Source organism: Bacillus sp. FDAARGOS_527 (assembly GCF_003812125.1).
Classification (GTDB): domain Bacteria; phylum Bacillota; class Bacilli; order Bacillales; family Bacillaceae_G; genus Bacillus_A; species Bacillus_A paranthracis.
The window spans coordinates 1,701,272-1,721,183 of sequence record NZ_CP033795.1 but is presented as its reverse complement, the minus strand read 5'-3'; the positions used below and the strand labels follow the sequence as shown (position 1 = coordinate 1,721,183).

Here is a 19,912-nt window from a genome sequence, read left to right as displayed (position 1 = left end):
TTTTACTACCTGTTACTAAGGGATAAATCTTTACGGTATAAGTTAATTATATCTTTTAAAGCTGCTGCTGCGGCTCCGCGTGGATTTGATGCACCACCAATTGTAGTAACTTGTCCCATCGTATCTGTAAAGAACGTAATCCCTTTTTCTGTCCCATTTACATTTGCTAGCGGATGATCCTTATCTATTTCGTACGGTTCTACTTTAAGAGTCACTTTACCATCCTGGTCCTTATACGCTGAAGCTATTAATTTAATAAATTTATTTTGTTCCTTAGCATTTCGAATTTGTTGTTTTGTAACATGTTCAATTCCTTTTATATATATATCTGTAAGCATATGCTCTGTTCCCATTAAACTGTTTGTCAAAAGTAACAATTTACAAGCACTATCAGATCCGCTTACATCCAATATTGGGTTCGTCTCAGCAATTCCTTTACGTTGCGCTTCTTTCAGTGCTTCTTCAAACGTAATATCTTCCTCATTCATTTTCGTAAGAATATAATTTGTTGTCCCGTTTAATATTCCTTCTATTTTTTCAACATGGCAACCAGCTAAACTAAATTGACCAATATCAAGTGTCGGTAATGCGGCCGCAGTTGCACCACTATATCGAATTCGTACATTCGCAATTTTTGCTGCTTCATTTATTTCTCTCCAGTTTGTAACAAGCGCACCTTTTGAAATTGCTACTATATCCATTTGTTTCTCAATCGCTTGTTTTATATATTGTTTCCCTGGATTTCCATCTTTAAGGTTTGTAACTGTTGATTCTACCAGCACTGTACCACTTATGTTATCTGTCGCACGTTCCTCCGGATGATATTCTATATACTTTTCAATTGCAGCACTACTGCTACCATACATTAATAAGTTGTGAATAGATAATCCATCCTCATTATGTATTGCAACATTTCTGCCTAATACGCCACTTACAACTAACTCTATACCATATGTTTCATATATATATGAACATTTTTCATGTAGTAATTTTATAAACTCTCTTCCTACTGTTCCATATCCTGATAGTACAACTTTAATTTTCATAATATCCCCCCATATTTTTCTACCAAATCCCTCTTTCAATATAATATAAAGCGCCCTCGAATTCCATCGAGAGCGCTTTATTATTACCTATTTCGGTAAACGTGATAGCTTTTCAGCAATTGTTCTATAAAACTCTTGAATGTTAGAAAAACCTAACGTGTCTGAAATACTTAATCCTACCATGTCGAGATGGTCCCAATTTGCTTTCGTTTCGATATGATTCCATTTCCCAATCTGTAATGACTCATTATTATTTACGGTAGCATTAGAAGAAGGTGCAATCATAGAACTTGTATTTACTACACCATCATTTTGCCACCAAGTAGTATCAATTAATGGACGATTTTCTTCATACCTTGCATAGGAACCTAAGAAAAATGCATTCCCCATTAACACTTTATTCATCGTTATATGAGGCAAATGTAAACCTGTTATAGGTGCCGCTTGTGATGCATGTCCACTATAGGATAAGTAATACACATTCGGTTGCGTCTTTACCCAATTATTTAACTCCTTTGCACCATCTGTACTTAAATCCCATTGACTTATATCTTTTGTATTTTTCCAAAGTGAACTATTTAGAATACGATTACTGTATTGGAAAAAGGACTCTCCAACATTTTTCTTTATGCCCCATTGATCCAATTTAAAATCATATAGTGATAAATTATCGTTTCCTCCAAAACTTGCAGCTGTAATGAGTAAATCTTTAACGAACGGTAGTAGAAGACTACCATCCGCAAGTGTTGTACCGTTGTGAGGAGTTGCTAATGTTGTAACACTATGAACATATGATTTCTCGCCCTCAAATAATGGTGATATTTTGGTGTTTGGGTGATTTTTCACATAATTTTTTTCTTCAAAACTGCCTTCTTTTAATAGCTGTACTAATGTTCTAATCGTTTGTCCACCCATGCTATGCCCAACTAAATGAACTTTATTTGTTTCACTCCAATTCGGCGCAAAACCACTATAAGTTCTACCAAAACGATTATGTCCATGTTTCTCAGCATGTGCGGCACCGTAGTCTACTGTTCCACCGTTAATTTGGGCATATAATTCACATGCACGGTCCCAGTTACTAGAAACTGGTCCAACAGCTGCGGTATGAACTGTATAACCATTGCGTTTCAAATCTTCTTGTATATCATGAACACCCCCCCAATATTTAACCCCTAGCATTTCCTCTCTACCCCATCCGGCAAACCCATTTACTAAAATGATCGGATAATTATTTTGTTGACTCTCTTCAGCATATGTTATTTTCGCTACCAATGAACAAACAGCCACTAATGCAAAAAAACATATTTTTAAAAATAACTTCCCCATATTTCCTCCCCCTGATAAAACGTTTACATTTTTCACTTTACAGCATGCTTTAATAACTTAAACATAATGTAAATTATTATATATACGTTGTATATATAGAAAACATATACAAATGTTGATAAATATTAATTCAAGTAAACATTTACTTTTTACAATACACCTTGTAAATCTATTTATTTGAATTTATAATTAGGTATAGTTTCCTCATGTTAAAAAGATTTAAAAACCATAAGAAAACTAATCTCATTGCTTGAAAAGGAGGAAAAAGCATGCAAATCAGATCAAATATTCATACATTATCTCAACCTACTAAAATAACTCCATCTAATCTTGAGCATAATACTATCTCTTCTACTAAACTTGAAGATAAAAAATCAAATGATCCCATCAAATTTGATATTCGTTCATCTGAAAAAGAGACGAAACAACCTGAGCATAAATTTAATGAATTAGATTTATGGAAGATGCTAAAAGATAAAGGTGTTCCTTTATGGATTATACTTGAAATGCTACAAAAGGCTCGTAAAGAAAAAGAAGCACAAAATAATTCAGTTCAAAATTCAAATGCGATGGAAGAAACGAGTGAGACTCGATTAAATGAAGTAATGTAATCTATGTTATATGAATGCTCTAAAGTAAAAAGAGTTCGAGATTGATAAAATTTCTATCAACCTCGAACTCTTTTTTAAGATTTTTCTCCAATCGTTACAAACTGAAATGATACTTCCCCTTGATGATCTTTAATTAACTTTTCTACTTTTACTTTTTCATTTATTAATGTATTATCTGTCGACATTTTAGGTTTTTCATCACCTAAAGACTTGTTCAGGTGGAGAAGATACATTTTCGTTTCATTTGCTTTTAATTCTTTATACACACTATCTTTTGCTACAATTACATACGCTTGTGTTGGATATTTACGAGTGTTACCTATCCAAGCATCACTACCGTATTTAACAGCAAACTCCTTTCCTTCTAATTCAATACTTTTTAAATTTTTTTCATCTTCTTGTGCCAACAAAATCGAGCCTTCTTTTGGTAACTTAGGTAACGTATCTATAGGTCTAAATTTGGATCCATTCTCTCTTTCACGAAAAATCTTTGTTTTAATCAACGCTTGTGCTGTAGATTCATTTAAAATTAAAACTTGTCCATTTCTAAATGTACCCGTTTTCACAGAAAACACTTCATTTTCTTTCGTAATTTCCTGATAACGATTCATAATTGATAAAGTATTATTTTCATCTCCAATGATTAATACACCGTTAGCTGGAAATCTGTTTTCATTTTTAGAGCATGCACTTAAACTTATTAACATTAATATACTTAAAATGAAAATAGATAATATTTTCTTCATCACAGTTCCTTTCATAACTCAAATTGTTTTTACATGCTTTTATGCAGTCTTACTTACTCATATTCCCTACTGTTCCATAGTTTTATAAAGCTTTTGTAAATAACGCCAACGAGTTATATAGAAATATAAAACTTGTATACAGATAAATGAAATTAAAATTACAATAGAACTATTTAAAATAGAAAAATCGACTAATTGTTGTAATGCCATATAAGCAACCACTGTGTGTATTACTGCAATGGTAATCGGTAAAAAGAACATTAATAATAACTGTCTCGTTACAACTTTTTTCAACTCTCGCTTACTTAATCCCATTTTCGAAATCATTTTATATTGTTGTTGATCCCGATCCAAATCAGTATATAATCGGAAGTAAATAAAACTAGCGGCAAATGTGAAGAAGACGATTCCAACTAAAACACTTGCCATAAGTAATAATCCATTCGTTTGTTTTGCCTCTAACAAACTTAAAGTCAAAGCTTGAAAATAGAAATTACCTTCTCTTGCATCTGCATTGAATATACTATTTAATTGATTTGAAATTTCTTTCGTCTTTATCCAGTCATCTACAACAAATCCGTATGTACGATGTTGAATAACTACATCATCTTGATTGATATTAAAAGGAATACCATCATATACACGATCTTGAACTGCGATAAAAATACCGCTAGTATCATGTGGTAAAACTAAATTTTCTACAGCTTTTTTCACACGAAATGTCTTTATCCAATCTCCTTCAATGACTTCAATATTCTTTTTATAATCACCATTTTTAAATTCTTGTTTTTGTGATACCATTCCAGGGATTAGTAATATTTCATCTTCTTTTTCAATTGTTTCTTGTTGATATCCTAGCGCTCTCGCAAGTTCGTTATATTCACTTAACTTCATTACATATACATTACTTTCTGTATATTTATAAGAAGATGAAGCTGTTCGATATGGAATATTCGCATCAGCAAGATGTTTTTTTATAATAGATAGATGTTTATCCACCACTTTGTCTTTTTCAGGACCTATATAAAGAAACGTATATGGGTTTGTCATTCTTACCAATTCTTTATTCCCAATAGCAGCTATAGTTCCAATTGCTGTAAAAGCAACTGCTGAAATAATAGACACTATAAAAAACATAGTTGCATTATCTTTCATACGGTAAATTAATTCTGAAAACGTTAATATATTTGTTCTCTTTAAAAAGAAAAATTCACTCCTTTTCGCAAGATGCAATATATAAACGCTACATTGTGTATATAAAAAGTACGTTCCTATAATTACTAAGAGCACACCCATTACGAGCATGATAAAACTATGATTTTGAATAAAGCGAAATACTGAAATATATCCATACCCTATACTAATTAAAGAAAGTAACGATAATATTATTGAAGCTTTCGGTTCAGGCTTTGGCTTTTCTCCAGCTTGAATAAGTTCCACAAGTTCGGTTACTTTAACCGTTTTAAATGTAACTAACGAAACGATTAAAAATAAGACAAGAAACGTGAAAACTGTTAATAATACAGCCTGCACTGGTATATAAAAAGGTAAACCATTACTAATCATTAATACACTGGCACTGATTAGTAAAACTAGTTTAGAAAATATGAGGCCAATGAGGATCCCAATACAAATCGAACCAAGTCCGATTAACATATTTTCAATTAACAATAACTGCTTAAGCTGTCTCATTGACATACCTTGCATCATTAAAATACCAAATTCTTTCTTACGCGTTTTTAAAAACGAGCTCACTGAATATAAAATAAAGAAAAATGAAAAGACAAAAATCAAACCTTGGGATATTTGAAATCCTAATGTACCAAATGTACTTATTGTTTTACTTGTCGATTTCAACTCCCCCTGTAAATCAGGATGGAATAATAAAAGGGCATATGTAAAGAAAATCATAATCGAAAATGCACTACTTAAAAAATGGGCAGCATATGTACGCTTATTTCGAAAAATATTATTAAATGCGAACTGACGAAAAGTCATGCCTTTTCCCTCCTAACAAAGAAAGGACATCCATAATCTTTTGATAAAAGGTTTGCCGACTTTCACCACGATAAATTTCGTTATACAGTTGACCATCTTTTATGAAGATTACTCGGCTACAAAAACTAGCTGCATACGGATCATGTGTAACTAACATCATCGTTGCCTTTTCTTCCTTATTAAGCGTATCCAGCATCTCCATTACATCATTTGAAGATTTAGAGTCTAAATTCCCGGTCGGTTCATCAGCAAGTAATAATTGCGGCTTATGAACAATTGCACGAGCAATTGCTGTTCTTTGAGCTTGTCCCCCTGAAATTTCAAACGTTCTTTTATTCAATATATCTGTAATATTTAATTTCTCTGCAATTTCTTCTACTCGTTTATTCATTTCTTGCACAGAAACACCATCTAATGTCATCGGCAATACGATATTTTCCTTCACTGTAAGCGTACTAAGTAAATTAAATGATTGGAATACAAATCCTAATTGTTTTCTACGGAATAAAGCCAAATCTTCAGATGATAACTGGAAAGGATTCGTACCATTTATTACTATTTCTCCCGATGTTGGAGAGTCGATAGTAGATACCATATTTAATAACGTTGTTTTCCCGCTACCAGATGGCCCCATGATCCCTATAAATTCACCTTCTTGAATTGATAAATCAATATCTACTAATGCTTTAAAAGGTATTTTCCCTTTATATACTTTACTAATATTTTTCGCATGTAAAATTTCCATTTCTATTCTCCCTTCATTTGCACTTCTCACAATAGAGTGTAAATGAATTCTCTTATAGCTCATATTGATTCATCTTTCATTTATCTTACACGCTTGTAAGATTTCTAAAAAAACTGATAATAATACTATTTACAAATTAAAATTAACGCATAACTATCTTATAATAATTGTATAGTGGTAGGAAATACAATATCCTATCTTTATTATACGAAAAAGAAAAGACCGATTACTTTATCGATCTTTTCATTCCCAAAGTTATATTTTTAACTTACGCCTTTAATTGAAATGTATTTGATAAATACTCTCTGCATCATTGACCGTAAACTCTTGTAGGTATAGATCTCCACAATCTATTCTAAATAACTTAGTCAAACTCTCTTCTCCCATGTTAATCCCCCTTACTTACATTAAAGTTCCTTAATCTGCTTCGTAAGTTCCTTAAATCGTTCATCCAGTGCTTTATATTCTTTATCTTTAGAAGTTAAAAAGCTTAATTTCCCTAATACTTCTTGTCTTTCTGTTTCTAACGTTAAACGTAGCTCTTCAATTTCATCTCTTGTTTTCGTAGATTCTTCAAGTTGCTTTTGTATCGTATTGTTTACAAACACAAGTTTTGTGTTTGTTGTTTTCTCCAGAAAATATCGATCATGAGAAACAATAACGAGTGTTCCGTTATACTCAGCTAATGTATTTTCGAGCTGTTCACGTGAAGGCAAATCCAGATGATTCGTTGGTTCATCTAAAATAAGTACATCTTTTTCATCTAAAATATAAGCCATTAGCTTACATTTTACTCGTTCTCCCATACTCATATATCGTATCGGCTCTTTCCATTGGGAAGATTCAAATCCTAAATGTTTCATTAAATTTTGGACTTTTCCTCTTTCTTCAAATGTCTCTTTATAAAATAAATCTTCTGGTGTTTTATCAAGTGGTAAATCAAATACTTCTTGTGTTAAATAACCGATGTTTGCTGATGGTGAAATCCATATTTCGCCTTGAGCAGTTTCCGCTCCCATAATCATCTTTAGTAATGTTGTTTTCCCGCTACCGTTTGGGCCAACAATCGCAATCTTCTCACCGTGCTGAATTGTAAAATTAACGTTTTCAAATAATAGCCGATTATTAAATTCTTTCCGTAATTGTTTTACTTCTAAAAAACGTTTCCCTACTTTTTTATTCGCTTGAATAGAAAATTCAACCGAATAATCTTCTTTCACACGTTCAACTTTCGTTTTCTCAAGCTCTTTTTCAAGACGTTTTCGTTTCGATTTTACTTGCGCATCCATTCGCTTCGCCTTTACACGATAAAACTCTTTCACACCTTCTTGTTTTGTGGACTGCGCATGTGCCTTTTGTGACCATGAGCTTAATTCTTTTATATGAGTTTCTACTTGTTCTATCTTCTTTTGTTGTTTTTCATATTCACGCTGCTGCGTCATTCTTTTATGCTCACGTGCTTTCATATAACTCGTATAATTCCCGCTATGATCAATTAATTTCTTATCCTCAATTGACCATATTCTAGTCGCGACAACATCTAAAAAATATCGATCATGTGATACGACGATAACTGTACCTTTCATATTTTTAATTTGCTTAATGAGAAATTCTGTACTCATCTCATCTAGATGATTTGTCGGTTCGTCTAATATTAAGACATTAGGATTTTCAGCAAATCCTTTTGCTAATCGAACTTTTAGCTTTTCACCACCACTTAAAGTAAAAAAATCATTCGTTGGCACGCCCCATTTCGCAAGAAGTTCTGCTTCTTTTGCAATTATATCCTTACTAACGAAAGATTCTTTTTCTTGTTCAACATATGCTGTTGTCATATTCATTTGCATCCATTCAACAGTACCTTTTGATGGTTCAATCTTCCCATTTATTAATTGAAGTAACGTTGATTTACCAGCCCCATTTTTGCCGATTAATCCGATAACATCCCCTTGTCTTACTGTCACATTCATTTTCTCTAACAAAGTATTTTCCTTTATTTCAACATAAACATCATTTAATTTTAATAGTTCTTTCATAATACCGATCCCTTTCATTAAGGGAGAATAAAAAAATCCTCCCAAATAAATTTGGCAGGATTAGTCGTTAAAATATTTATACCCAAATAAGCTATTGCGCAACATAAATAGCAATACCGTTGTATGGAAATTGGGCAGACTAATCCTATTTTTTAGAAATTGAAATATATTGAATTTCAACATTTAAAAATAAGATTAGTTAATCATCGTCCACCCATCATTCCTTTCCGTCGTTAATAACCATATTGTACCATACTAGTACTGTATGAGTAAATGTAATTATATGTGCTGTTAAAAAGATTGCTTTCTTTTAGATTTATTTATCATTCCTTAACTTCATGTTGAATAAGCACAAATTACATTGATTGTAATACGCCCTTTAGGTTTCCACAGTAATAAATTTTATATAAAAACAAAATCTTATTCGTTATCCAATAATCACTTATTGTTTTTCGATAAATTTTTATTGATTATTCCCTTGTGTTAAGCTATTATATCTTTACAGAAAATATTAATGTAAGGATTGAATTTATGGACAGGACATTAGAAATCACAAAGTTAAATATGTTTGTAAGGATTTTTATCCTCCCGATTATAGTAGGGATACTTGTTGGTGTACTAACGAAATTGGGACAAGGTATACTTCCAGGACATTGGAATTCATTAGCTAACCTAGGAAGCGTTTGGTTAGTTCCATCCTTTTTTGTGGCTAGCTTTAGTTATTCTAAGCGTACAGCTATACTTTCTGGTATCCTTGCACTACTCGGTATGGTACTAGGCTACTATGGTTATGCAATAATATTTAAAAATGTATCTCATTCTATTTATTTTATTTCTGTATGGATAACATGTGCATTCATTGGAGGAACTATCTTTGGAATTGCAGGCTTTCTATGGAAAGATACTACAAATCCACTTCATAAATTAGGAAGTGCACTTATTGGTGGAGTTTTTGTAACGGATGGACTTCACATTCTTTTAAATTTTGAAGACTATAATCACATGTTACCTGTTGGATATACCGAAGTCATAGTCGGGATTATCTTGATTCTTGTATTAGAACGCTCTAATGCTAATCGAATTTCTTCTTTCTTAATGATGGTTCCTATCACTATTTTAGGATTAATTGGATATAAATTATTAAGTTTGTTTACTTAATTACAATACTGTATCATGAAAAAACAAAAGACTAATTCTATTATAGTCCACAAAATATATCACGAATTTGATCATTATACTTATTAATGTTGATACACTTATTCATAGGCTGGATTCATGAAGCTATCTCTTTCAAAGGGATAGCTTTTTTCTTACAAAAACTATTCATCAACTTTTATTAAATACTTCTAATTTAACAATCGTATTTATTAGCGTGGCATTATGTATACTAAGATGACCTTTTACCATTCCATATAATCGCCATAAAGGTAAACTTTAACCAGTGGGGGTTTTCTTTATCACCCACTAATTATTATCCCTCATCAATCGGACTTTAATGAGCAATCCGCCCCCCATTAAAACGAGATAAAATAAGGCTAAAAAACTTATTTCCAAAGTTCTTTAGCCTAGATCACTTATTTATACATTATAAAATTTAATTCGTACAACCGTACCTTTACCAACTTCTGAATGGATTTCTACACTATGCCCTAATTGCTTCGTAATTTCATATACGAGATATAGCCCCATTCCAGTTGATTCTTTAAAATCTCTACCATTTTCTCCTGTAAAGAAAGGTTTAAACACTCTTGGTAAATCTTGCTTCGGTATTCCTACACCGTTATCAGCAATTTCAAGTATAACATTATTACCTTCCTTACAAGCTTTCACTTTAATCTTCTCTCGACTACCAGATGAATATTTAATCGCATTTGATAGTATTTGTCCAATTAAAAATTGTAACCATTTCGCATCACTTTCTACTGTAATGTCCTTATCAATTTTAAGCTCTGGATATACAAAATTCCGGATAAAGAAACGTTTATGTTCATGCACAGAATCATTCACTATTTTATGTAATTGTACTCTTTCCACATAAAAATCTTGTGTAAATGCTTCTAAACGTGCGACATACAGTGCCATCTCTAGCCCCTTTTTCAGCCTATCTGTTTCCTCATTTATACTTTCAAAACGTGGATCCACTTCATCCTGTGTAATTAATTCTATTACAGATAAAGGTGTTTTCATTTGATGAATCCACTGATTCATAAAAGTTAAATGATCATTATTTTTTCTCTCTTGTATCTGGAGTTGATTTTGATAATGGCGATATTGTACTTCAAGCAAGTCTTGAAGAGCAGCAGATATAGCTGCAAAATCAGATTTTTGAACCGATTCATCTAAAGATTGCATCGGGTTTGCTAAACGTTCATAAAAAGAACGATGTGTATAGTAACGAAATAGTAAATAGCCTACCATAAAAAAGGCACCTAAAAACATTGCATACAATGCCGTCGCAATACGGTTATGTCCATCAAACCAATATACGAGGAATATGGCTAGTAGTTGGATCGCTGTAAAGCAAATAAGTGGTATATGATCACGTATAAACAGCCTTATCATTTTTCCATACCAGTATCCCAAGTAATATGCAATCTATATCCAACACTACGAATTGTTTCAATCGCATTCTCAATATGTAACGTTTTTAACTTTTTTCTAACACGTGTCGTATTTACACTTAATGTATTATCATCAACATAGGATTCGCTATCCCATAATTTATTTAATAACACTTCTCTACTCACAACACGCGGATAATTTTTCATTAACATTTCTAATAAAATAGCTTCATTTCTCGTTATATCAATTTCTTGCTTCTTAAGCTTCAATACAAGCCTTTCAGGATATAAACAAAGACCCTGTTGCTCAACCATCCGTTCTTCTACTTTCGGTGCATAATCTCCGTAAGCACGCCTTAAATGACTTCGAATTTTAGCCATTACAACTTCGTAATGGAATGGCTTTGAAATGAAATCATCGCCACCGTTTTCTAGCGCCATGACTTGATCCATCGTACCTTCACGAGCTGAAATAAATAATATCGGACATGTAGAAACTCCGCGAATTTGACGACACCAATAGTACCCATCAAAACTCGGTAAATTAATATCTAATAAAACTAACTCTGGTTGTTCTTCTAAAAAAATATTTAATACATTATGAAAATCCGATACAATAATTCCTTCATACCCATATTTCGCAACGTGTGTTGATAATAGTTCTGCAATTTTCATATCGTCTTCTACAATCATAATTTTAACCATGTGTTTACTCCTTTTTCGACCCACAATCTTATATTCAATTATATAAAATAAATACTACCTTTTTTTATATAATCCGTAAATCAAAAAAGATACTTTTATACAAAATCATCCTTCTTCTATCATTTCTTATTTAATATGGAATTCACTCATAGTAAACCCCAATCTCTCCACATAATTCATCCCTAATTCCATTCGAGCAGTCTTCAGCGGGTCAACCACTTGACAAACTTTTAAATTGCCGGCAGCCGATAATAAAAGTGTTGCATCAACTTTAGACATTTCTAATTCTTCATGTAAAAATGTCACCATATTACGTACAGCACGATTCGCTGCATCATCTAGCAATTTTTCTGAAGCAATCGTCATTACTTTTTCTTTTTGAATAGCCATTGGTAATGGCCATTTTTTCCCTCTTATAATTTGGACTGTTACGGTTACCTCACCAGCAACCTCTACTCCACTAACACCAATTTCACCATCACCCATCGCTGCGTGTAAATCACCTAATGCTAATAGAGCACCAGGAACATTTACAGGTAATAATAATGTTGTCCCTTCTTTTATCTCTTTACAGTCCATATTCCCGCCGTGATCATGTGGTGTGCCACATGAAATGCTCGCTTCTTTCGGCGCTGTTCCAATTACACCGATCATTGGATTAATCGGGATTTGTAGTTCATTTGAAAACAGAACATGTTCATTATGTATTGAGACGATTTTCACTGTATTTTCATGTAGCTCTTCACCCATTACGCCAAGATTCACCCCTGTAGTTAAAACACCTTGCTCTGCAATTTTTATCTTTTCAATCGTAACAACTAATATATCCCCAGGTTCTGCACCATTAATATATACCGGACCAGTCGCTGGATTAATCCGGTTCCAATCTAATTCTTGAAACACAACATCTTCAGAATTAATTTGATTTTCAAAGCAATCATATGTTTCAAATATAAGTCGACTCCCAATTTCTACTTCCATACATGGTTGATTTTCTGGTGACATTGCGTAAATGATATGGTCTTTCTGAATTCGATGCATATTATCTCTCCTCTTTATATTAGTCTACAATTAATAATTAGCTTTTTTCATAAAAGCTCCTTTTAATAATTAATGAATTTACATATAGAAAAGCACTTAGCTTATTTTCATACATACACTCTTTACTATAACAGGTAAAGAAAGGTGGTATCACTATGCCCCTTATTCCATATAACGAAAGCGATGTTGATTTACTAGCTCGTTTAATGCGTGCTGAAGCTGAAGGCGAAGGTCGACAAGGTGAACAACTTGTTGGCTGCGTTGTAGTAAATCGTGTATTTTGTGATTGCTTAGATTTTAAACAACTTCGTTCTGTACGTGACGCTGTATATCAAAGCCCTGGTGGATTCGAAGCAGTGCAATACGGATATTTTTATCAACGTGCTCGTGAGTCAGAAAAAGAAATCGCACGAAAAGTTTTACAAGGTGAATGGCGCTGGCCTGCACGATGGGCTCTTTGGTATTTCCGTCCAGTTGGATCTTGTCCACCCCAATGGTATAACCAGCCATTTGTAGGACAGTTTAAAAGTCATTGTTTTTATGAACCTAGTGGTGACGAATGTCCGAAAATGTATTCACGGTAATAGAATTTGAAATGCAAGTACTTAGCCCTTTAAGTACTTGCATTTCTTTGAGCTTTTTAAAAATCTAATAATGTGATGAACTTTTCAACTCCTACAACATGTATTAATAACGGTATTCGAGGGCCACTGGACTGATTCATAATGAGCTTATATATAATAATAAATAATTGTTTTTGATTTTCTTTCATTATTTTTTTATTTTCATGATGACAAAGCGCGTACAATTGTTCCATTAAGTTAGAGTAATCTTTGTTAGAACGAAGTATGTTGCAGACTTCTACTAACCATTCTTTCTGTCTTTCATCTAATGTGTTGTAAAACTCTATATTTCTCTCTTGATTTACCGCCATTAATTTTTCAGATTGAAAGTTTCTAACCCAATACTCTGCACGTTTACTTATCGCTACCATATCCTCTAATGCATAATTCCTATCTATTTTGTCTAATATACCTTGTAAAATAGATGAATCAAAATTTAATAACGGTAACGTTCCTGCTACTTGATTAAATTTCGGATATTCTTTAAATCCGCTATCTACTCTAGAAAGCTTAATTGCATCAAATAAATCTTCATTTTTGAGCGTTTTATTCTCATAACTATCTTTCAATCGTTCATATTCTGTATAATTGCGAATTACATCTTCATCAAGACCGATATGAAACGCTGCGTCTGGCCTATATTTTGCAAACATAAATAGAATCACTTCGGGCAAATACACTTTTAGCAACTCGCTAGGTGTAATACTATTCCCTGAGGAACTAGACATTTTTTCATGATGCCCTTTAGTTCCAATAAAATCGTAAGCAATATAATGAGGCGCTTCACGATTGAATATTTTTCTCGCAATTTCTTTTGATACATTATAACTACCCGTTTCTGATGAATGATCTCTTCCGCCCGGCTCAAAAACAACATCCTCTATCATCCATCTCATCGGCCAATCGATTTTCCAATTCAGTTTCATTTCATTTGTATTTAATACCGATAATTCAGTTTGATTTCCGCATTCACATTCATACCGAACTGTTTTTAATACTTCATCAAAATGTGTAATCGTTGTCGCATCTTTCCCGCATTTCTCACAATATAATGTAACCGGATAAAAGCCCTCTCGCTCTTCTTCACTACACTCTCCCGTTTTAAAACTCATTAAAATATCATATATTTCTTTTCTTTTATATAAAGCCTCCAATATGTTTTTGTTATATCTTCCACTTCTATATTCAGCATGTTGATATATGAATTCCACTTCAATCCCAAATACTTGAAGCGATTCCTCAAACTCTTTTTCAAAATGCTCGGCATATGAATTATGACATCCATACGGATCTGGTATATCACAGTATGGCATTCCGATATACTTTACAAAAGATGAATCAACATTTTTAGGGACTTTTCTAAATCTGTCGTAATCATCCCATGAAAATATAAAACGAGTCTTTTTCCCTAAATCTTGAAGCGCCCTTACAACAAAATAAGTCGTTACGATTTCACGAAAGTTCCCAATATGAACAGAACCAGATGGACTAATTCCAGATGCGCAAACAAAAGTTTCTTTGTTTGGATGTTTTCTAATTAATTCGTGTGCTACTTCATATGCCCAATGCATATACTACTCACCTCAATTATATTTTTGTTCTCACATTTTCATTTTTTTGCACTAAAAAAACTCCCACCCCAAGATTATTCATCTTGAGGACGAGAGTTATTAGCTTCGTGGTACCACCTCAGTTTGTTAATATGTCGCCATATTAACCTCTTCAGGTACGGCAAAATATGCTTATACCCTATCTCTATAACGGGAGATCCCGTCGCACCATCCCTAAATAAATTAGTTCCTTGCGCAGCTCCAAGTCTTTTTTCATTAAGATGTATACTGCTCTTTCTCAGCTACCAGAGCTCTCTGTACGTATTCTTTCTTAACTACTCTTCTCTTCCATACCATTTTACATATTAGTTTTTTTATATGATAATTTAAAATAGTTTTATTGTCAAACTTTTCCGAATCAAAAGCGTATACTTATCTAAAAAATTCTTTATCGCCTCTAATTGAATTTTGTGGCTACACTCATCACAACAATATACCCCTTTTGGTTTCTCTTTAAATCGCTTATATTTTTCACTGCCTTCATAAACACGAAATATATTTTCACAAGAAAAACAAACAATTTCATAAAACATCATATGCATTTTCCTCTCAATATTTATACATTTTTTTAATCACTCGAGAAAATCAGTTTTTCCATGGTACAAATCTTAATATTTTCTGATTAAAAGGTTTGCCTCTATTCTTATCGAATTATATAAATATCTTATAAAGCGAGGTGAACATCTTGGACAGTAATATAGAATTAGTTTTAGATGCGAAAGCAAGTTTAGCTGAAGGACCATCTTGGAATGAAAAAAAGCAACTTTTATACTGGGTTGATATTGTGGAGAAACAATTATGCATATTTAGTCCTACCGATAATACAAACCGAGTAATTGCTCTCAATCAACAAATTGGCTGTGTTGTTCCATATTTAGATGACATACTACTCCTAGCTATGGAAAATGGCTTTTATTCTATTAATGTAGAAACAGAAAAACTGACACATATTTTTGACCCTGAACCACATTTATTTAAAAATCGTTTTAATGATGGAAAATGCGATCCGGCAGGACGTTTTTGGGCAGGTACTACAGATACATACGGTATTAATGCTGCTGGCTCCTTGTATTGTTTAAATAATAATTTAAAGGTAGAGAAAAAAGTTTCACATGTAAATACATCAAATGGCATAGCTTGGTCACCTGACCATACATACCTTTACTATATCGATACACCTACTAAAAAAGTAGTTCGTTTTCATTATGATATATGCTCTGGAGTAATTCGTAATCCAAGTGATGTAATTATTTTCCCCGAAAATGACGGTCTACCTGATGGTATGACAATTGACGAGGAAGGTTGCTTATGGATTGCTCATTGGGGAGGTTCAAAGATTACTAGATGGAACCCTTCAACTGGTGAACAAATATTAAGTATCCCGATTCCAGCGCTATATGTAACATCTTGTACATTTGGAGGGCCTAATTTAACCGACCTATATGTTACAACAGCCAGAACAGGAATGACGGATGACGAATTAAAGCAATATCCACATGCTGGTGGTATTTTTCGAATTCAAACAAATGTAAAAGGTTGTCCTACCCATTCATTTTGCAATAATAATATTGGAGCTGAAACACTATGAATCGTATAGATTACATAAGACAAGAAGAAAAGAAATATCATGACCTTTGCTATGAACAATACAAACTATTTGAAACTGGTTCTTGGCTGTACAAACCGGTTAAAACAGTTATGGATTTAATGGATTATTTTGAAGGAAAAAACAACTTGCAAGTACTTGATCTCGGCTCTGGCGTTGGAAGAAATAGTATTCCCATTGCCCAAAAGATTCAAAATGCGAGTGGTACTGTTACATGTGTGGATTTACTTGATTCTGCTTTAACAAAATTACAAACTTATAGTAAAGAATATGGTGTAATTAATAATATGAAAACAGAACAAGCAGCAATTGAAAACTACTACATCCAACGTAATACTTATGATTATATCGTTGCAGTATCCAGTTTAGAGCATGTTCAATCAGAAGAAGATTTAAAAAAAGTGCTCCATTCTATGAAAGAAGGTACAAAAAGCGGCGGTATGAATTGTTTAATTATTAATTCGAACATACAAGAAATTGACTTACATACAAATGAAGAGTTAGATGCTTTAATTGAAATTAACCTTCCTACTGAAGATATGATATATCTATTAAAAAATATTTATGAAGACTGGAAGGAAATGAAAGTTGAAATAAAAGAATTAGCTTATGATATAATCCGAAACGAAAGACACATTCTATTAAAAACAAATGCTATTACGTTTGTTGTTCAGAAATAAAACTATAAAAGGTAGGGTTTTTCCCTCATATATTCAGAGAAACACCCTTACCTTTCAATTATAAATTCTTCAAAAAATTGCTTCGTTATTAGTTTTAGCTTTATCTAAAACATTATTTTTATTAAAAATACTATTCAGCTAGTAATTGAATTCATTCATTCATTTATTAATAATTGCTTGTCGAGCTTTTTCTTTATCATCAAAATGAATAGTTGAATCTTTTAAAATTTGATACGTTTCATGCCCTTTTCCTGCAATCAAAACAATATCATTAGAAGATGCCATGTTTATTGCGTGATTTATTGCAAGTTCACGATCTACTTCTACTTTATAATTCAAATTATTATTCTGCAAAAATCCTTTTTCAATATCTTTCATTATTGCCTGCGGATCTTCCGAACGTGGATTGTCAGAAGTAATAAAAACAAAATCGCTATAACTTCCAGCAATTCCACCCATGATAGATCGTTTTTTTGCATCTCTATCCCCACCACAACCGAAAACAGTAATAACTTTACCTTTTGAAAACTCGCTAATTGTAGAGAGAACATTTTCTAACGCATCCGGTGTATGAGCATAGTCCACTATTACAAGAAAATCTTGATTTTCATCTATAATTTCCATTCTACCTTCAATACTCTTTAAGTTAGATAAGCTATCGCAAATGTTTGTAAGCGGGATACCTTCAACCATTGCAACTGTTATTGCTGCTAATGCATTATAAACATTAAAACGACCTACAAGATTAAGGTTAACCTCTATTTCTCCATTAAAGGACGAAACTAAAAAACGAATTCCTTTTGGCCTTAAAGTTATGTTCTTCGCTTGAACATCTGCTCCATTATGTATTCCATATGTGATAACCTCGGCTGAAGTAATTTTTTTAAAGTATTCTACCGACGGATCATCTGCATTCAAAACAGCTATTTTTTATCTATAGTAGATAAATCATTTCCTAATCTCGCAAAAAGAAGACTTTTTACATGCTTATATTCATCAAATGTTTCATGATAATCTAAATGATCTTGTGTTAAATTTGTGAAAACAGCTATTTTAAAGTTACACCCTTTAACTCTTTCCATATGTAACCCTTGTGACGTAACTTCCATAACACAATAATCTGCATTTTGATTTTTCATCATCTGCAAATTCCGTTGAAGTGTTGGAGGTTCTTGCGTATTAATATCAGTAGGATACCATTTTGAACCAACTTTCACTCCGTTATTCCCCATGAGCCCCGTGTGATATCCATAATCACTTAAAATTTTTTCAAGTAAATAGGAAGTAGTTGTTTTCCCATTTGTCCCTGTAATTCCAATTAACTTCATTTTATTAGATGGATAACCATAGAAATGTGACGCAATAACTGCCATAGCATACCTAGCATCTTTAACAATTATTTTAGGTATCTCAATATTTACATCCCTTTCTACAATTAGTGCTACAGCACCATTTTTCACTGCATCTTCAACAAATTGATGTCGATCTTTAAGAAAACCATCGATACCTGATACACATATAAATAGGTTTCCATTAGTTATCTTTCTAGAATCCATTTCTAATCCCGTAATTTTTACATTCATATCGCCAATAGTTTCTTTAACCAATAACAAATTCGCCAGCTCTTTTAGTTTCAAATCTCCCGCCCCCTTAAACATTTCCCCTATTTATTTTACCACTTTATATAAAATAATGGTTTAAAATCCCATACGGGTTTAACGAAATTTATTCATCTTAAATAAACAAAAAATAAAAGAGCACTTGTTTCCGCAAGTGCTCTTTTGGGGATTTTGAGATACCCTATTAACGAAAGTTAAGGTTACTTAAAGTTAAAAGGTATTTCTATTATATGCTTGTCCTCTTTATTTGTGCATAATTAATATATAAACATATTTAATCATTCTTAATAACTTTTAGTTATAGTTCTTTCTTACATTTTATCGTTAAAAAGTTGATTGAAGGTTTATTTGCCATGTTCTTATTTGGTTCATCAATTTCCGAAACTTGTACTAATCCATATTGATTAAAATCTTTTTTTATAGATTCAGAATCATAGAAAAACATTTTTACGCCTTCCATTATCTCATAATAATCTTTATCCAACTGTTTTCCTTTTCCGTACATTGGAGCTTTTTTAGAAACAGTTGTAAAAACCATATATCCACCAGGTTTTAACTGATTATAACAATCTTTAATAAAATTCTCTCTTTCCTGTTCATTCAACAAATGAAGAAGTGCATGACTAAATATCCCATCATACAGTTTATTATCAAAAGGCATTTCGTTTACTGAACCGTGATAAATACTAACATCTTCTAGTCCGTTTTCTCTTGCTAAATCGATCGCTGTTTTCGAAATTTCAATACCTGTTACATTTATACTATTTTCGATAAATACCTTTGCGTTTCTTCCATAGCCAATACCCGGAACTAATATGTCTTTAACATTGTTTTCCACAAAAAAATCTTTTGTCAAAATTGCAGATTCTGTAGGTTCAAACCCCCACATTGTTTGCTTCTCAATAAAGCTTGATTCCCAAAATTCCATTATGATTCTATCTCCTTGTTCTAATCCT

Annotated in this window: 17 protein-coding genes, 2 pseudogenes and 1 other annotated feature; of the genes and pseudogenes, 5 read left to right on the top strand and 14 right to left on the bottom strand. The window is 32.5% G+C overall.

The annotated features are described in order from the left end of the window. Positions 1-5: 5 nt before the first annotated feature. Both EGX95_RS11220 and EGX95_RS11215 read right to left on the bottom strand, forming a co-directional pair. On the bottom strand, positions 6-1,046 hold the full coding sequence (locus EGX95_RS11220; protein ID WP_000695912.1) for a homoserine dehydrogenase: 1,041 nt from the start codon (positions 1,044-1,046) through the stop codon (positions 6-8). An 87-nt stretch (positions 1,047-1,133) separates the two neighbouring features. Continuing rightward, a complete protein-coding gene (locus tag EGX95_RS11215) occupies positions 1,134-2,375 on the bottom strand; it encodes an esterase/lipase family protein (protein ID WP_000517052.1) in 1,242 nt (413 codons plus the stop codon). Positions 2,376-2,644: 269 nt separating this feature from the next. Here EGX95_RS11215 and EGX95_RS11210 point away from each other — a divergent pair, with 269 nt between their 5' ends. Then, positions 2,645-2,986, top strand: coding sequence for a DUF3914 domain-containing protein (locus EGX95_RS11210; RefSeq protein WP_001167181.1), 342 nt, complete (start codon positions 2,645-2,647; stop codon positions 2,984-2,986). A gap of 74 nt (positions 2,987-3,060) precedes the next feature. Here EGX95_RS11210 and EGX95_RS11205 read toward each other — a convergent pair whose 3' ends face one another. The 5 genes and pseudogenes from EGX95_RS11205 to abc-f all read right to left on the bottom strand — a co-directional run bounded on the left by EGX95_RS11205 (position 3,061) and on the right by abc-f (position 8,511). Continuing rightward, positions 3,061-3,732 carry a lipoprotein BA_5634 family protein gene (locus EGX95_RS11205; RefSeq protein ID WP_000722812.1) on the bottom strand — a complete coding sequence of 224 codons (672 nt, stop codon included), beginning with the start codon at positions 3,730-3,732 and terminating at the stop codon, positions 3,061-3,063. 66 nt (positions 3,733-3,798) lie between these two features. Beyond that, positions 3,799-5,730, bottom strand: a complete 1,932-nt coding sequence (locus EGX95_RS11200) for an FtsX-like permease family protein (RefSeq protein ID WP_123805509.1) — start codon at positions 5,728-5,730, stop codon at positions 3,799-3,801. Beyond that, positions 5,705-6,475 (bottom strand): ABC transporter ATP-binding protein, encoded by a 771-nt coding sequence (locus EGX95_RS11195; RefSeq protein ID WP_000404256.1) that lies wholly within the window; start codon positions 6,473-6,475, stop codon positions 5,705-5,707. The genes EGX95_RS11200 and EGX95_RS11195 overlap by 26 nt, the downstream gene beginning before the upstream one ends. Positions 6,476-6,763: 288 nt before the next feature. Further along, positions 6,764-6,862: pseudogene (locus EGX95_RS31050) on the bottom strand (acetyltransferase); the annotation flags it as partial. 20 nt (positions 6,863-6,882) lie between these two features. Then, positions 6,883-8,511: a ribosomal protection-like ABC-F family protein gene (abc-f, locus tag EGX95_RS11185; protein WP_002080540.1), complete on the bottom strand. Its 1,629-nt coding sequence runs from the start codon at positions 8,509-8,511 to the stop codon at positions 6,883-6,885. 531 nt (positions 8,512-9,042) lie between these two features. On the opposite strand from abc-f, the gene EGX95_RS11180 reads away from it, so the two are divergent. Next, a complete protein-coding gene (locus tag EGX95_RS11180) occupies positions 9,043-9,669 on the top strand; it encodes a DUF6518 family protein (RefSeq protein WP_000376252.1) in 627 nt (208 codons plus the stop codon). A gap of 420 nt (positions 9,670-10,089) precedes the next feature. Here EGX95_RS11180 and EGX95_RS11175 read toward each other — a convergent pair whose 3' ends face one another. The 3 genes from EGX95_RS11175 to EGX95_RS11165 all read right to left on the bottom strand — a co-directional run bounded on the left by EGX95_RS11175 (position 10,090) and on the right by EGX95_RS11165 (position 12,818). Further along, positions 10,090-11,073, bottom strand: a complete 984-nt coding sequence (locus EGX95_RS11175) for a sensor histidine kinase (protein WP_002080538.1) — start codon at positions 11,071-11,073, stop codon at positions 10,090-10,092. After that, the gene (locus EGX95_RS11170; protein WP_000238973.1) at positions 11,070-11,777 is read right to left on the bottom strand and encodes a response regulator transcription factor; all 708 of its coding nucleotides are present in this window, start codon (positions 11,775-11,777) and stop codon (positions 11,070-11,072) included. The genes EGX95_RS11175 and EGX95_RS11170 overlap by 4 nt, the downstream gene beginning before the upstream one ends. 126 nt (positions 11,778-11,903) lie before the next feature. Continuing rightward, positions 11,904-12,818, bottom strand: a complete 915-nt coding sequence (locus EGX95_RS11165; protein ID WP_000554780.1) for an acetamidase/formamidase family protein — start codon at positions 12,816-12,818, stop codon at positions 11,904-11,906. Positions 12,819-12,973: 155 nt separating this feature from the next. Between EGX95_RS11165 and EGX95_RS11160 the strand changes: the two genes are divergently transcribed. Next, positions 12,974-13,402 (top strand): cell wall hydrolase, encoded by a 429-nt coding sequence (locus EGX95_RS11160; RefSeq protein WP_001128417.1) that lies wholly within the window; start codon positions 12,974-12,976, stop codon positions 13,400-13,402. A gap of 56 nt (positions 13,403-13,458) precedes the next feature. On the opposite strand, the gene lysS is transcribed toward EGX95_RS11160, so the two are convergent. Further along, a complete protein-coding gene (gene lysS, locus EGX95_RS11155; RefSeq protein WP_000558617.1) occupies positions 13,459-15,012 on the bottom strand; it encodes a lysine--tRNA ligase in 1,554 nt (517 codons plus the stop codon). Positions 15,013-15,094: 82 nt separating this feature from the next. Beyond that, positions 15,095-15,351 (bottom strand) — a binding site (T-box leader). A gap of 26 nt (positions 15,352-15,377) precedes the next feature. Beyond that, positions 15,378-15,593, bottom strand: a complete 216-nt coding sequence (locus EGX95_RS11150) for a DUF2197 domain-containing protein (RefSeq protein ID WP_002027742.1) — start codon at positions 15,591-15,593, stop codon at positions 15,378-15,380. Between the two features lie 143 nt (positions 15,594-15,736). Here EGX95_RS11150 and EGX95_RS11145 point away from each other — a divergent pair, with 143 nt between their 5' ends. Together EGX95_RS11145 and EGX95_RS11140 are read left to right on the top strand one after the other, a co-directional pair. Beyond that, positions 15,737-16,639: an SMP-30/gluconolactonase/LRE family protein gene (locus tag EGX95_RS11145; RefSeq protein WP_000377987.1), complete on the top strand. Its 903-nt coding sequence runs from the start codon at positions 15,737-15,739 to the stop codon at positions 16,637-16,639. Continuing rightward, on the top strand, positions 16,636-17,337 hold the full coding sequence (locus EGX95_RS11140) for a class I SAM-dependent methyltransferase (RefSeq protein ID WP_001079465.1): 702 nt from the start codon (positions 16,636-16,638) through the stop codon (positions 17,335-17,337). Before EGX95_RS11145 ends, EGX95_RS11140 begins: the two co-directional genes overlap by 4 nt. Positions 17,338-17,496: 159 nt before the next feature. Here EGX95_RS11140 and EGX95_RS11135 read toward each other — a convergent pair. Further along, positions 17,497-18,995: pseudogene (locus EGX95_RS11135) on the bottom strand (UDP-N-acetylmuramoyl-L-alanyl-D-glutamate--2,6-diaminopimelate ligase). A 259-nt stretch (positions 18,996-19,254) separates the two neighbouring features. Next, positions 19,255-19,884 carry a class I SAM-dependent methyltransferase gene (locus EGX95_RS11130; protein ID WP_000397618.1) on the bottom strand — a complete coding sequence of 210 codons (630 nt, stop codon included), beginning with the start codon at positions 19,882-19,884 and terminating at the stop codon, positions 19,255-19,257. Positions 19,885-19,912 lie beyond the last annotated feature (28 nt).